This window comes from Wohlfahrtiimonas populi (genome assembly GCF_002006795.1).
Lineage (GTDB): Bacteria > Pseudomonadota > Gammaproteobacteria > Cardiobacteriales > Wohlfahrtiimonadaceae > Wohlfahrtiimonas > Wohlfahrtiimonas populi.
In genome coordinates this window covers 144004-158735 of sequence record NZ_MVDN01000005.1, presented here as the reverse complement: position 1 = coordinate 158735, position 14732 = coordinate 144004, and the positions used below count along the sequence as shown (strand labels likewise).

The window sequence follows — 14732 nt, the reverse complement described above, 5'->3', positions numbered from 1 at the left end:
CCCTACTCTGCTTGTTGAATCATTGTCATGATTTCATTGAGTTGAGCTTGCATCGTGTCATTCAAGCGATATTTTTCTTGTAGATTAGGATTCCACGGTTTAATCGTAATGGGCGAATGCTCTTCTGCTCGCGTATAACCTTCTACAACAATCTGATCATCAGCCGATAAACCAGACTTCACAATATAAAAGCCATTCAATTGCTGCCCAATTTGAATAGAACGATATTCACCCACTTCATCGGAATTAATCACCATCACCTGAGGATTGCCTAAATCATCTCGAGANATAATTCATCCCTACTCTGCTTGTTGAATCATTGTCATGATTTCATTGAGTTGAGCTTGCATCGTGTCATTCAAGCGATATTTTTCTTGTAGATTAGGATTCCACGGTTTAATCGTAATGGGCGAATGCTCTTCTGCTCGCGTATAACCTTCTACAACAATCTGATCATCAGCCGATAAACCAGACTTCACAATATAAAAGCCATTCAATTGCTGCCCAATTTGAATAGAACGATATTCACCCACTTCATCGGAATTAATCACCATCACCTGAGGATTGCCTAAATCATCTCGAGAAACGGATGCAACAGGAATCAATAAACCTTCGGGAATTTCACCAAACGTTACTTTAACGCGCACATACATTCCAGGGCGTAAACGGTTATTGGTATTATCCACCTCAACACGCATTGTAGAATCGCCCATCGTTTCATTTACATCTAATTCAGTGAACAAGAGCTTTGCCTTCACATCATAAACAGTGCCGTTACTATTTAGAATTTCTACACGACTTTGATCGTAATATTGCAAATTCTGAGCATGTGCTTCTGTTTCCAAAAACTCAATTTGGCTGAGTGGTTGCTTAACATCGATATAAACTTTATCCACTTGTTGGATCAATGCTAAAAGCTGAGCATCACTTGGGCTAACAAGCGTTCCTTCAGACACAAAGCTTTGCCCAATTCGACCGCTGATTGGCGCTTTGATTTGTGCATAAGCGATATCTAATTCCGCTTTTGTGAGTTGCGCTTTGGCTTGGGCAATATCTGCAATTGCTTGTTGATATTGAGCTTCTGCTTCTTCCAATTGCTGTTTCGTCAGAGCATTGGAAGATGCTAAAGCACGCAAACGATTCACATGATTATGTGCACGCATTGCTTCAGCTTCAGCTTTATCCAAACTCGCTTTGGCATCCATCAATTCCACTTGAAAGACTTCGTCGTTGATTTGAAATAGCGCTTGTCCTTTTGTAACTTCAGAGCCTTGCTCGAATAAACGCTCGGTAATAATGCCGCCGACTTGTGGACGGATTTCTGCATGGCGAAAGGCTTTCACCCGTGCAGGATAATTTTCACTGATTTCAATAATTTGTGGCTTCAATGTCACAGTTGTCACAATTGGTGGCGCCATTGATTCAGCATCTTGATTAGCTGATTCACTGCAACCAGTAATCAGCATCGCAAACAGGAATATTCCTAGTATTTTGTTCACTCTATTTCCCTCAATACAACAATTAAGGGAAATTTAACAAATGAGTATTGCAACTCAGTGGAGGAAATATGGAGATTGTGTGGAGATTATTTTTGGCTAAATTGCTCGCGTTCTAATAAGGTTCGTTTACGTTCTACGCCCCATTTATAACCTGATAAATCACCATTTTTTCTAACAACACGATGACAAGGTATCGCAACTGCTAATCGATTATTTGCACAACTTTGAGCAACAGCACGAGCAGCTGTAGGTTGACCAATTAGTTCAGCGATTTCAGTGTAGTTACGCGTTTCTCCAACAGGGATTTTCATCAAAGCTTGCCAAACTTTTTGCTGAAAAGCTGTACCTTGGATATCTAAAGGTAACTGTAATTGAGTTTTCGGCATTTCAATTTTTTCTAAAACATGTGCAACCACAGCATTAAAATCAGTATCATTCGCCACAAGTTCAGCATTGGGATAGATATCTTGGAAGTCTTGAAGCAATTGTTCAAGATCATCGCCCATAGAAATATTACAAATCCCTTTGTGTGAACTTGCCACCAAAACATAGCCCAAAGAGCATTCGGATAATGCAAAATAGATCTGCATCTGTTTACCACCATGACGAAATGATGTGGGTGTCATCCCAATATTAGCTTGCACAGAAGCATAAAATCGCCCCACAGAATTAAATCCTGAATCATAGGCAACATCAATAATGTTCTTATCTCTATTCTGCAAAACTTGGGTCATATTTTGCCTTTTAACTTCATTACTATACTGTTTCGGTGTGATGCCAATCTCTTGTTTAAACACCCGCTGAAAAAAATAATGGCTCATAGCAAAATGTGCTGCCAAATCAACTAAGCCCAATTCACCATTATTGGCTTGAATGAGCTCGCAAGCCTCAATCATTTGTCGATGTTGCCTCACTGCGATCGATTCGCCACTGGGATGGCATTTTTTACATGCACGATAGCCTTGTGTTTCCGCTTCGTGCCATGTTTGGAAAAATTCTACATTTTCTCTTTTAGGTGTTTTTGCAGAGCAAGATGAACGACAATAAATGCCCGTTGTTTTCACAGCATAAACAAAAATATCACTCATGATTTGGCTTTTAGCAACAACTGCTTGCCAATAGATATTTGGGTTCATCATTCACTCCTAATTCATCTGTACAGCATCTGGTAATACTTGTAATTTAGATAAAGCTGAATACATAACAATACATAACTGAATTGTAAAACCAATCACAGCTATCCATAAACACACTTCTACGCCTAAATACATTGCAACAATGCCAGATAACATTGCGCCAATTGGCCTTGCACCTGCTGTTACTGTAAAAATGAGAGATGTCACTCTGCCCATCATTGCCTGTGGTGTTAATACTTGTCTCAAGGACAATGTTGTCACAACCCAAATCGCAGGACCTGCACCTAACAAAAAGTGCCCTGCATATAAAAATATAATATTTGGAAAATAGCTGCTGAGTAAAATCATTAATGCGCCTAAAAATCCACCTAATGGCCCTAAAACAATCATCAATCCTAATGATAAATAGTTCATTAGCCATTGAATGCTCATTGCACCCATAAACATGCCTACACCATATATACCAATAATTAAGCCTATAGATTGAGCTGATACTGATAATTCTTGCATAGCATAAGCAACAAATATTCCTTGAATCATGAACCACGATACATTAAATATTGCTGAAACCCATAAAATGGCTGATAAATAACGATTATGTTGAATAAATGACCAACCTTCTTTCAATTCTCTTCTTAAATTACGATTGATGTTGGAAGAATCCATCGAGACAGAATCTTTAGGCAATGCTGTAATACATATAATTGCCAACAAAGAGAACATTAATGCAATACCATAAGTGATAGATAATCCTAAATGAACCACTAACCCGCCACAAATTGCAGGCCCTGCACTTAATGCAATGCTTCTGACGAGCTCCAATCCCCGATTTGTGACCATTAATTGTTGCTGTGGAATCATTAAAGGCACGTAAGCTGTAATTGCTATGCTATAAAAAACTGTGCCAACAACACCAATGAAGCCTAAAACTGCTAATAGTGGCAACGTTAAATATCCAGTCATTAAACAAAGCAAAATTAAGCTTAATGTTAATAAACGAATATATTCGGATAACAACATCACAAAGCGTTTAGAAGATCGATCTATCAATAATCCTGCAACAATAGAAAGCAATAGAAATGGTAATGTTTGGCTTGTTTGTAACCATGCTGTATCACTAGCTGTTGCATTGAGCATAATCACTGCCAACAACGGTGCGATTGCTAAGGCCATTTGCTCTGAAAATTGTGCAAAAAAGTTAGAGTAAATAATATTTTTAGTATTGAATTTCATAACAATATCCATAATTTCAAATTATGAAAATGATCTTATAAATTTCTCTCACAAATAGCGTCTCGATTCTTGCGTTTAAATTTGATTGACTCAAAAATATAGATCATCTAGTCTAAATAACATTTCAATGAACCCATAAAGCCCTTGCCATGTACCGCTACCAATCCCTTGCAAACACCGAAATCTCAAATATCCATGAAACATTCTTGGAGGCTTTTTCTGATTATGTTGTGCCTATGAAAATCTCTCTAGAACAATTTCAAAGATTATTAAAACGCAGAGGTTATCAAGCTCCAAATTCAGTAGGCGTTTTTCAAGATGATCAACTCATTGGCTTTGTGCTCACGAGCACAAGACAATGGCAAAGCTTGTCAACAACCTATGTGATTGGTTTAGGTTTATCCCCTCAACATCGTGGGCATGGATTGGCTAAAGAATTAATGCAACAAGTAACTTTGCTCAATGAACTTCATACACAGCAGTTTTTATTATAAGTGATCACATCCAATCAATCAGCATTGAAGCTATATCAATCTTTGGGCTACCAAATTAGCCGAGAATTATTGTGTTTTTCTATACCAAAAGCTGATTTGACACTTTCATCATCTGAGCATATTGATATCAAAACAAGCCAGCATGCACCTGATGATGATTTATCAACCTTTTGGGATAAACATACTTCTTGGCAATATTCCAAAGATACATTGGCGACAGAGCCTAATTATTTTGTTTATGTCACAGCTTATATGCATCAGAATCTTGTTGGTTATGGTGTAATTGATCCTATTTCTGGGGATATTTATCAATTAGCCATTCATCCTGAGTATCGTCGCCAAGGTGTTGCTAGCACGATATTATCAACCTTATGCCAACAAACAGAATCCTCCAAAATTGGCTGTTCAAACATAGATATTAGCAATGAAAGCTTGATTGCATTCTTACAAAAACAACAGTTCAAAGTTGTGATTAGCCAGTATGAAATGCATTATTCTCTTTAAGCATGTTAACCTAATATCACATCAACAAGAATTAACATTAGAGTGATCTCGCGAGGGAATTTATAATTATGAAAAAATCATTAGCATTGGCTTCGTTATTATCATCTTTTGCATTTGCAACTGGACCATCCATGGTGGATGCTCGCATTCAGCCTTTATCCATCAATGATCAAAGCGAACTACTGTATAAATACATTCTCACAGAAAACCCAACAGGTGCGCATACAGCACATCCACTAATTTCTGGCCTGGGTGTTTTTAAAGATGGTAAATACATCGCTTTAACACAAGATATTCTTGATCTGACAACAGCAAATTCAGAAGAAGCCTATTGGGCAAAGCGCCAAATACAAGATAAATGGTTTGCCCAAGCATGTGAAACTGATGATTTAACTGAAGGCTTTACTGCTTGTAATGTAAAAGCTAATCGCAAAGATCAATGGCTCACATTAGCTGAATATAAAGAACAATACGGCACAGATCTTTTAAAAGTACCGCACATGACATTGCATCCAAGTGATATCTACGCATCGAGCCAAGATAAAGTCTATGTTGATTATGAATTCAAGCCTTTTGTTGTTTTACAATTTAAGACAGAATCTTGCTTTGATGATGGCTTTGCATCATTAGTCATCGCCAACACAATCATGAATGATCAAGCCAATGATCGTAACAGCATTGATCCTGTACCTTTTGATTGTGCGACCGCATCTGCCATCATTATGAAATAAATGTTTCTCAATAAAAAAGCGCCTAACAGCGCTTTTTTATTAGTTTAATTTCAGGGTTAAATCACCCTCTTTAATCCATGATTTTTTTCTCATCCAATAGGCAACTAATAAACTAATTGCTATCGGTAAAATCATATGGAATATTGCAACTAATAAGGTTGTTCTTGTGGAAAAACCCATTGTTTCAAATGCCATAAATTGTCCAACAAAACCACTTGTACCCATACCTGCACCAGCTTTATTGTTAATCATTTGGAAAAATACAATCGCAATCGGTGCTGTGATTAAGCCTGCGATTGTTGGTGGCACTAGGATCAAAGGATTTTTAACAATATTACCAATCTGTAACATTGAAGTGCCAATGCCTTGTGCGATCGCACCAGAAATACCATTTTCACGATAGCTCATGGAAGCAAAACCCACCATTTGTGCGCTACAACCAATCACAGCGGCACCAGCTGCAACACCATCTAAACCCAACATAAATGACAATGCTGCACTAGAAATTGGTGCTGTTAATGCTAAACCCATCACAGTTGCTACAACCATCGACATCACAAATGGATGCTGTGTGGTTGCCCAGTTGATTGTATTGCCCAAATAATTCATCAATTCATTGAGCGGAACTCCGATCAATGTTGAGCTGAAATAGCCCATCATGATCATAAAAAATGGGATCAATAAGATATCCAATTTAGTTGTTTGATAGATAAGCTTTGCTAATTCGACTGTCACTAACACAGCAAAATAACTGCCTGCAACGCCCGCAATACCATTGCCAAAAGCCCCAACAAAAACTGCACTGAATAATAATAAAGGTGGTGCTTTTAACGCCATTGCAACAGCAACACCAATTGCAGCTCCCACAATTTTACTATCCATTGCAAATGAGCCCAATTCTACAAATTTATCCAAAGATAATTGTGTACCAATGGTTTTAATGATTAAACCGATTAATAATGATGAGAATAGGCCGAGCGCCATATAACTCAATGCATCAATAAAATAAACGCGTGAGGAGCACATCACACCTTTTCTTTTTAAATATTCCAACATTGTGATTCTCCCATCACGTTATCTACCTTAAAAAAACAATTAATTTGGATTTTGGTTTTCCGCCTGCGCTTGTGGCTGAACAGATGCTGTCGACACTGGCGATGCGATATTAATCGGCGCTCGGCTACTTGGATCCACATAAATAGTTTGGGACGGAAATGCAAAATCTGCGCCATGTTTATGTACAATTTCAATCATTTTTAAATAAACATCTTGCTGTGCAGCTAACCATTCTGCCCATTTTGTAGTTTTAGTGAAGCAGTAGATCATGATATTTAAGGAAGAACCTGCAAATTCGTTAAAGTACACCAATAATGTTTGGTTTTGGTCGATTTTGATATCTTGCTCCAACATTGTGCGAATATCATTAACAATCACACCAATTTTGTCAGCATCTTCATAGCGCAAGCCAATCTCTGTTTTAATGCGTCGATTCGTCATTCGACCTGGGTTTTCCACGCTGATGGAAGAGAATGCAGCATTTGGCACATATAAAGGGCGATGATCAAACGTCATGATCTTTGTTAAGCGCCAACCAACTTCCACTACCGTTCCTTCAATTTGACGATCAGGTGAGCTAATCCAATCACCAATATTGAATGGGCGATCAAAATAGAGCATGACACCTGAAAAGAAGTTACTGAGGATATCTTTACCTGCCATACCAATGGCAATACCACCGATACCACCAAATGCCATTAAGCCCGATAAACTCATGCCAAAATGCTCACCAAATAGCAGAACAATCACCATGAAAATAGCAATTTTAAAAACCCGCGCTATGATTTTGGCAGAAGTTGGATCACCATGTTTTTTGATCTGAGCAGCTTCTAGTCGATTAATGATCTGGAATAAGCGGTTCAATAAAATACTGACAATAATAATACTTGTCACAACTCTGACCATCATTGGTGTAATTGCTTTAATCTCAAAATCAATCAACGCCAGCATAATGTATTGAGCAATGATTATAATCACACCACACAATATTAATGACTTGGTGACGCGAGCAGCAATCCCTTTTTTCTGTTCTTTATATCGACGACCAATGAATGTAAAAATTAAATAAAAGAACATTCCAATCAGAATCGTTCCGCCACCTACTGCATATTTCACTAATAATGCTTCAATCATAAATTACCTATTTAAGCTGTTTTTATTTATTCTAAATCTAGAATAGTCCATTCATTCTAATCTGATACAGATTACTTTTCAGGATTGCTAGACTTCAGTCCTATGAATTTTAACCTTTAGAAGTATGAAATGTCTTCCAATCATTCTGTTGCATTTGTACAAGGTGGTTATCATGGTATTGGCAAAGCAACTGTAGAAGCATTGCATCATGCAGGTATTGCTGTTGCTTTTACTTATCAGAAATCAAAAGAACAAGCAGATGCAATGGTTCATGCCTTACAAAAACCTGATCAACCTGTTTCAATCCTCGTAATACAAGCTGATAGCGCGGATGAACAAGCTTTGCAAGTCGCCATTCAAAAAACGGTTAAGGCTTTCGGGCATATTAATTTTGTGATCAATAATGCTGGCTATCTTGCTGTAAGCACTATTGATAAAATTGATACCGTAGAATTTGATAAAACCATTGCCATTAATGTTCGTAGCTTAATGATCACAAGCCGAGAAGCTCTTCCTTATATGCCAAATGGTGGACGAATCATTAATATTGGCAGCGTGAACTCTGAACGCATTCCATTTGAAGGTGGTGCAATTTATGGTATGAGTAAAGCCGCTGTTGTCGGTTTAACCAAAGGAATGGCACGAGATTTAGCGCCGCGACAAATCACAGTGAATAATATTCAACCTGGCCCTATCAATACTGATATGAATCCTGATACTGGAGATTTTGCAGATGCACTTAAACAATTCCTACCCATTGGTCGATATGAAAAAGCAGAAGAAATCGCATCGTTAGTCATGTGGTTAATCTCACCTGAAGCAGGTTATATGACAGGATCATCGTTGAATATGGATGGTGGTTTTACTATTTAAATTAGATTGAAACTTTCTGTAATCTCACACATAATGCAAACCCTACCGTGAGGTAGGGTTTTATTTTTCTGAAAAACAATCAGTTAGCTACTAATTAAATATTTCTTATTGCAATTTTTCTCAAATAGCGGTAATTATATTTATTACAAAAAAACTACATATAATTATCTTTTATGAAAGATAACTATGTAAAACTTATAAAAAAACAAATTTTATGACGATTACTACAAACTAGTAACGTATTTCACCGCCTTCACTAAGTTCCCCCTTTGAAAAAAGGGGATTTTTTTTAATATTGATTGCGCCCTAACCACACAATATCTTCATAAATTTCAGGGGAAGTATCACCTTCTGTGCTGATCAATAGAATATGTGCATGATTGTCTAAAGAGAGTGATTCTCTTAAATCTTGATATTTATCTTTCTTCATCAATTCATACAAAACACCCGCACCAATTGCACCTGATTCACCAGAAATAATGGATGAATCACCCAATTTTGGCGCTGCTAAAATTCGCATCCCATTCGCACTCAAAGCATCATCCACTGATAAAAAACATGTTGCATAATCACGTAAAATTGGCCAACTGACTGTATTTGGCTCGCCACATGCTAAACCTGCCATCAATGTCAACATATCACCATCAACCTTATGTGGTTGACCATCATTAGCAACAGCAGAGAGATATAAGCAATTTGACTGATGTGGCTCCATTACAACAATGATTGGCGTATTTTCCTTCATATTTTGTATAAAGAAACCTGCGACTGCACCAGCAAATGAACCAACGCCAGCTTGTAGAAAAATATGCGTTGGCAGTGAAGTTTGTGCATCTTGCAATTGTTGTAAAGCTTCATGTGCCAAAGTCATATAGCCTTGCATAATCCAAGTGGGGATTTCCTCATATCCATCCCACGCTGTATCTTGCACCATAATCCAGCCCTTTTTTTCAGCCATTTGGTTAGCTAAACGCACAGCACCATCATAATTCAAATCTGTAATAATGCATTCAGCACCATGATTGCGAATATTCTGAGCACGATTTTCACACGAACCTTTTGGCATATACACAACAGCCTTTTGCCCCAACTGATTCGCTGCCCATGCGACACCACGCCCGTGATTTCCATCTGTTGCGGTTACAAATGTCATATCACCTAATTGTGTTTTAATACTTGGAGAAACTAATTCTTCAAACGTCAATGATTCAATATCACGATTTAATTTTTGTGCCAAAAATTTCCCAATAGCATATGCACCACCTAAAACTTTAAAAGCATTTAAGCCAAAACGTTTAGATTCATCCTTAACATGAATTATCTCCACTCCTAAATATTTGCTTAAATTTGGTAATGACACCAAAGGTGTTTGAGTATATTCACGAAAATTACTATGAAAGCACAGCACCTTCGCAGCTTCTTTTTGATCTAATAATGCTAAAACGTAATCATCACAATATGACTTTTTTTGCTCATTCATTTGATAGTTTAAAATATCTCTCACCACAATTACTCCTTTAATCATGCAATGCTTGTGTTATTAATAGATTACCTAATCTCTACTAGTGGAAAGTTGGAAATGTTGCTATAAAAGAGAGAGTTTGGTGAAAATCGTCCATCTAAATGCAACAATGTTCTGGCAAGTATGATTAAAGGATATCCATAATGATTTTAGATGAGTTTGATAAGAAGATTTTAAGAGAATTGCAAAAGAACAATAAAATTTCTCAGCGAGATCTTTCTGATCGCATTAATTTATCAGCATCTGCCATCAATCGTCGCATTAAAGACTTAGAGGTCGCCGGGATCATTGAAGCCCACAAAGCAACCATTAATGCGAAAAAAGTTGGTCGCCCCATCACTATTATTGTTGAAATCACTTTAAAGCAGGAAGAAGCGCATATTTTAGATCATCATCGCCGTATATTTATGTCCATTCCTGGCATTCAACATGTGCATTATGTGGCAGGTAATTTTGATTATTTATTGATTTTAAACCTGATCGATATGGAAGAGTATGAAGCACTCTCACATCAATACTTTTTACAGGATCCCAATATCAGTAAATTTCAAACAACTGTTGTCATCAAAAGTTTTAAAGCAGATTCTGATGTGCTGATTGAATAAAAAAGGCGCTTATTGCGCCTTTTCATGTTACTTCCACTTACTGGGTGAATATGAANAAGCAGGAAGAAGCGCATATTTTAGATCATCATCGCCGTATATTTATGTCCATTCCTGGCATTCAACATGTGCATTATGTGGCAGGTAATTTTGATTATTTATTGATTTTAAACCTGATCGATATGGAAGAGTATGAAGCACTCTCACATCAATACTTTTTACAGGATCCCAATATCAGTAAATTTCAAACAACTGTTGTCATCAAAAGTTTTAAAGCAGATTCTGATGTGCTGATTGAATAAAAAAGGCGCTTATTGCGCCTTTTCATGTTACTTCCACTTACTGGGTGAATATGAAAATACGGGTAATGACCAATTCCATTTAATGGCAGCTAAACGGATGCTTAAACCCACCACAAATGAAACACTCATATTAATATTTTCATTGATACCCAAATATTTTAACCCCAAATACAACAACGCAACTAACAGTGAAACACTGGCATACAATTCATGACGCAAAACTTGTGGTGTACGATTACAGAGAATATCCCTAAAAATCCCACCACCAACGCCGGTCATCATGCCTGCCATAATCACAACGACAGTGCTGTAATGATATTGAGGCTCTAAATTCAAAGCGACATTACAACCAATAATGGTAAATGCAATTAAGCCCATCGCATCCAATACCAAGAACATACTGTTCAAACGTTGCATATAGCGGGCAACAAGCATTGTTAACAAACCTGCTGAAATCGTTAAATAGATATAGGGCGGATGCTGTGTCCAAGAAATTGGATAATTGCCGAGGATAATATCGCGCATTGTTCCACCGCCTAAAGCTGTTAAAAATGCGATGAGTGCCACACCAAACATGTCCATATTGCGCCTACCTGCTGCGAGCGCACCTGACATTGCTTCTGCTGTAATTGCTACGATATAGATATAGAAAAGCACAAAAACTCCTATTGAGTATTTTGCCCCTCCCTCTGTCCTTGGTACCTGAGAGTTTATGCAGCTTTCGCTGTTTGCTCCTTCGGTGGAAACATCGTTTCTCTCTCCAGTTGGCACAATTAAGTGATTGCAGTACATGAGCCTGAGCGTTTATGGGAGTTTGCGCCTTCGGCGGAGTTAATCTCTCTCTCCTGCAAGCTGAATATTATACGGATTGCCTATGTTTTGGGAAGCCCATGACAAAGAAAAATCTTTCGATAATCAGCCATTTATTGATGGTATTTTCGACTATCTTCAGGTGCCAAGTCTCGTTCATCTAAGCCATAATCACGTAAAACATGTGCAATACGCAAGCGATAATGTTGAAGAATTGAGTTTCTCCCTTTATGCTGAGCCATTCTATGAGATTCTAAATTACGCCATTGTTGAATAGCATCTTCATCTTCCCAAAAAGAGAGCGATAACAATTTCGTAGGATCAGACAAACTTTGAAATCGCTCAATCGAAATGAATCCTGAAATTTCACTTAATAATGGTTTTAATTCTGCTGCGATGTCTAAATATTCTTGTTGATATCCTTCGTTCGCCTTTAATTCAAAAATTACCGCGATCATTTTCTTGCTCCTGTAGATTTAAATAATGGCACATTTGCATTCATGGATGCTTTCCATTCATAGTTTTGCAGCCATTCTTTTTGAATTGGCAATTGCTTCAAATATCTTATAACTGTTGCTGTTATAACTTTAGCCCATAATGTTCCAGGGCAACAATGAGCACCTATACCAAATGGTAAACTTTCCTCATCATCTTGCAATGGTAATACAACCATTTCGTCCCCTAGAAAGCGCCGTGTATTTTTAATGGATAATAACTGTGATTCTAATAATGTTAATCCTATCAATCCACTTGTACCATCCAATGTTTGAAAGAAAAATCCTAAGAGATTGCTATTAATGATCAATGAATCTGTAATATTTTGCTTGGCACAATGTTCAATTAATTGCTGCTTCAGTGAACCATTCACTAACTGAATACGTTGATGTAACCACATTGTGGACTCATTACCATTGTGAATAGTTTCCTTTAAAAAAGGATTACTCATACAATTCACAAAAATCTCTACATGCTTTAGCAATTCATCATCAACATATAAACCTATTTGCTCAGAAACTACCATAATTGGCCATGTTTGTATCGCTTGAGTTAACATTTCAGGTGAATCAATCATAATTTTTGAAGATTGAATCACCTGCTCTGTTTGCTGTTGAATATATTGCTCATCAAAATGATCCAAGGCTTGAGATACTGCTAATTTTAATATGCAATGATGCTCACCATCATTCATACGAACTAAAGTACCAAAAACTTCACCAATAAATAATCCTTGAAATAGTTTTGGTACATCTTCATTTTGCGGCCTAACTTTGTAGGTCGCATCCTGCAAAATATTCATAGTATTGTGTAAAACATCTGATTTAAACGGACATATCATCATAATTCTCCTAAGTGATATGCTATTGTGCAACATCACGTTCTCTCAGACTTCGCTCACGAACGAAATATGACTACAGACATTCACCAACATCTATCAATCGTAGCTACAGCAATCGCGGATCCTTCGCGCGCTAAAATTCTATGCGGATTAATGGATGGCAAAGCCTATACAGCAACAGAATTGAGTACAATTGCAGAAATTGCACCATCCACAACCAGTGCTCATTTGAATAAATTACAAAATCAAGGCTTAATTAAGCTGATTCAGCAGGGCCGTCATCGTTACTTTTGCTTAGTTAATGATGAAGTTGCACAATTATTGGAAACTTTGATGTCATTTTCAGTGCCACAGAATGATGCTATCAAAAGTTCAACGCCATTATCATTGCGCTTATCCCGAAGCTGTTATCAGCATCTGGCGGGTACAATTGCTGTGCAAATTCGACAAGCCATGATTCAAAAACAGTGGATTATAGGTGAGCAACATTATCATGTGACAGAGCTTGGGAAAACTCAGTTAAACAATATTGGATTAGCTATAAAAAACATCAATCTACAAAACTCTAAGCTTGCTTATGATTGCTTAGATTGGAGCGAAAGAAAGCCTCATTTAAGTGGGCAATTGGCACAACAACTTTTAAAATTATTTGAACAAAAGGGCTGGATTCAACGTTATCCACAAACTCGTGAAGCCGTTTGGACTGAGCAAGGTAAAATTGCACTCAAACGATATTTTGGGATTGATTACCCCACTTAAGATTTATATGATAAAAATTCACCCAAGGAGCAATCATGACAAAACAATATATATTTCAACCCGCTGAACCAGTTGCCATTCCAGTTAAAGGCACAACTCAATTATTCCCTATTCATCGTATATTTTGTGTTGGTCGTAATTACATGGCACATGCGAAAGAAATGGGCACAACTGTGGATAAAACGCAGCAAGAACCTTTCTACTTTTTAAAACATCCAAGTAGCTATGTGCCAAATGGCTCTGAAATGCCTTATCCAACACGTACAGATAATCTCCATTATGAAATGGAGTTCGTTGTTGCCATTGGGAAGAGCGGTGCCAATATTTCTCAGCAAGATGCTGTGAATCATATCTTTGGTTATGGTTGTGGTTTAGATATGACTCGCCGTGATCTTCAAGCCAAAGCAAAAGATAATCGCCATCCTTGGGATATTGCGAAAGATTTTGAGAACTCTGCCATTTTGTCTGAAATCATCGCGATAGCCCAATCAGGTGAAATTACCGAAGGTATAATTGAATTAGAAGTGAATGGCGAAGTTCGCCAATCTTCTGATTTGAATAATATGATTTGGAATGTGAATGAAATTATTGAGCATTTATCCACATTATATACGTTACAACCTGGTGATATTATTATGACTGGCACACCAGAAGGTGTCGGTGCTGTTCAACCTGATGATCAAATTATAGGATTTGTAAAAGGTGTTGGTGAATTATTAGTGAAAATTATTAAATAATAAA

At 37.3% G+C, this 14732-nt stretch carries 17 protein-coding genes, 1 pseudogene and 2 riboswitches; of the genes and pseudogenes, 8 read left to right on the top strand and 10 right to left on the bottom strand.

Annotated elements, in window-relative coordinates:
• Window positions 1-2: 2 nt before the first annotated feature.
• From BZK16_RS07695 to BZK16_RS07680, 4 genes are all read right to left on the bottom strand, one after another.
• Window positions 3-260 carry a hypothetical protein gene (locus BZK16_RS07695; protein ID WP_143691156.1) on the bottom strand — a complete coding sequence of 86 codons (258 nt, stop codon included), beginning with the start codon at window positions 258-260 and terminating at the stop codon, window positions 3-5.
• A 39-nt stretch (window positions 261-299) separates the two neighbouring features.
• Window positions 300-1499 (bottom strand): efflux RND transporter periplasmic adaptor subunit, encoded by a 1200-nt coding sequence (locus tag BZK16_RS07690; protein WP_143691155.1) that lies wholly within the window; start codon window positions 1497-1499, stop codon window positions 300-302.
• Between the two features lie 86 nt (window positions 1500-1585).
• A complete protein-coding gene (ada, locus tag BZK16_RS07685) occupies window positions 1586-2635 on the bottom strand; it encodes a bifunctional DNA-binding transcriptional regulator/O6-methylguanine-DNA methyltransferase Ada (protein WP_158076829.1) in 1050 nt (349 codons plus the stop codon).
• Window positions 2636-2644: 9 nt separating this feature from the next.
• The gene (locus tag BZK16_RS07680) at window positions 2645-3868 is read right to left on the bottom strand and encodes an MFS transporter (protein WP_158076828.1); all 1224 of its coding nucleotides are present in this window, start codon (window positions 3866-3868) and stop codon (window positions 2645-2647) included.
• 149 nt (window positions 3869-4017) lie between these two features.
• On the opposite strand from BZK16_RS07680, the gene BZK16_RS07675 reads away from it, so the two are divergent.
• The 3 genes from BZK16_RS07675 (at window position 4018) to BZK16_RS07665 (ending at window position 5597) form a co-directional block, all read left to right on the top strand.
• Window positions 4018-4362 carry a GNAT family N-acetyltransferase gene (locus BZK16_RS07675; RefSeq protein ID WP_077928310.1) on the top strand — a complete coding sequence of 115 codons (345 nt, stop codon included), beginning with the start codon at window positions 4018-4020 and terminating at the stop codon, window positions 4360-4362.
• A complete protein-coding gene (locus BZK16_RS07670) occupies window positions 4363-4866 on the top strand; it encodes a GNAT family N-acetyltransferase (protein ID WP_077928309.1) in 504 nt (167 codons plus the stop codon).
• Window positions 4867-4934: 68 nt separating this feature from the next.
• On the top strand, window positions 4935-5597 hold the full coding sequence (locus BZK16_RS07665; RefSeq protein ID WP_077928308.1) for a hypothetical protein: 663 nt from the start codon (window positions 4935-4937) through the stop codon (window positions 5595-5597).
• 39 nt (window positions 5598-5636) lie between these two features.
• Here BZK16_RS07665 and BZK16_RS07660 read toward each other — a convergent pair whose 3' ends face one another.
• Entirely contained in the window at window positions 5637-6653 is a 1017-nt protein-coding gene (locus tag BZK16_RS07660) for a PTS transporter subunit IIC (protein ID WP_077928307.1), read from the bottom strand.
• 132 nt (window positions 6654-6785) lie between these two features.
• Window positions 6786-7787 (bottom strand): annotated as a pseudogene (locus BZK16_RS07655) (mechanosensitive ion channel family protein); the annotation flags it as partial.
• A gap of 129 nt (window positions 7788-7916) precedes the next feature.
• Here BZK16_RS07655 and BZK16_RS07650 point away from each other — a divergent pair.
• Window positions 7917-8660, top strand: coding sequence for an SDR family oxidoreductase (locus BZK16_RS07650; protein WP_077928305.1), 744 nt, complete (start codon window positions 7917-7919; stop codon window positions 8658-8660).
• 289 nt (window positions 8661-8949) lie between these two features.
• Here BZK16_RS07650 and dpaL read toward each other — a convergent pair whose 3' ends face one another.
• Window positions 8950-10140, bottom strand: coding sequence for a diaminopropionate ammonia-lyase (dpaL, locus tag BZK16_RS07645; RefSeq protein WP_233145235.1), 1191 nt, complete (start codon window positions 10138-10140; stop codon window positions 8950-8952).
• Window positions 10141-10325: 185 nt separating this feature from the next.
• On the opposite strand from dpaL, the gene BZK16_RS07640 reads away from it, so the two are divergent.
• A complete protein-coding gene (locus tag BZK16_RS07640) occupies window positions 10326-10787 on the top strand; it encodes an Lrp/AsnC family transcriptional regulator (RefSeq protein WP_077928303.1) in 462 nt (153 codons plus the stop codon).
• A gap of 50 nt (window positions 10788-10837) precedes the next feature.
• On the top strand, window positions 10838-11086 hold the full coding sequence (locus tag BZK16_RS07635) for an Lrp/AsnC family transcriptional regulator (RefSeq protein ID WP_077928302.1): 249 nt from the start codon (window positions 10838-10840) through the stop codon (window positions 11084-11086).
• Window positions 11087-11113: 27 nt separating this feature from the next.
• On the opposite strand, the gene BZK16_RS07630 is transcribed toward BZK16_RS07635, so the two are convergent.
• The 3 genes from BZK16_RS07630 to BZK16_RS07620 form a co-directional block, all read right to left on the bottom strand.
• Window positions 11114-11743, bottom strand: a complete 630-nt coding sequence (locus BZK16_RS07630; RefSeq protein ID WP_077928301.1) for a trimeric intracellular cation channel family protein — start codon at window positions 11741-11743, stop codon at window positions 11114-11116.
• Between the two features lie 22 nt (window positions 11744-11765).
• A riboswitch (glycine riboswitch) is annotated at window positions 11766-11860 on the bottom strand.
• Window positions 11861-11944: riboswitch (glycine riboswitch) on the bottom strand.
• 65 nt (window positions 11945-12009) lie between these two features.
• On the bottom strand, window positions 12010-12354 hold the full coding sequence (locus BZK16_RS07625; RefSeq protein WP_077928300.1) for an antibiotic biosynthesis monooxygenase family protein: 345 nt from the start codon (window positions 12352-12354) through the stop codon (window positions 12010-12012).
• Window positions 12351-13235, bottom strand: coding sequence for a hypothetical protein (locus BZK16_RS07620; RefSeq protein ID WP_077928299.1), 885 nt, complete (start codon window positions 13233-13235; stop codon window positions 12351-12353). The genes BZK16_RS07625 and BZK16_RS07620 overlap by 4 nt, the downstream gene beginning before the upstream one ends.
• A gap of 66 nt (window positions 13236-13301) precedes the next feature.
• Between BZK16_RS07620 and BZK16_RS07615 the strand changes: the two genes are divergently transcribed.
• Window positions 13302-13991, top strand: a complete 690-nt coding sequence (locus tag BZK16_RS07615) for an ArsR/SmtB family transcription factor (RefSeq protein ID WP_077928298.1) — start codon at window positions 13302-13304, stop codon at window positions 13989-13991.
• A gap of 35 nt (window positions 13992-14026) precedes the next feature.
• A complete protein-coding gene (locus BZK16_RS07610) occupies window positions 14027-14728 on the top strand; it encodes a fumarylacetoacetate hydrolase family protein (RefSeq protein ID WP_077928297.1) in 702 nt (233 codons plus the stop codon).
• Window positions 14729-14732 lie beyond the last annotated feature (4 nt).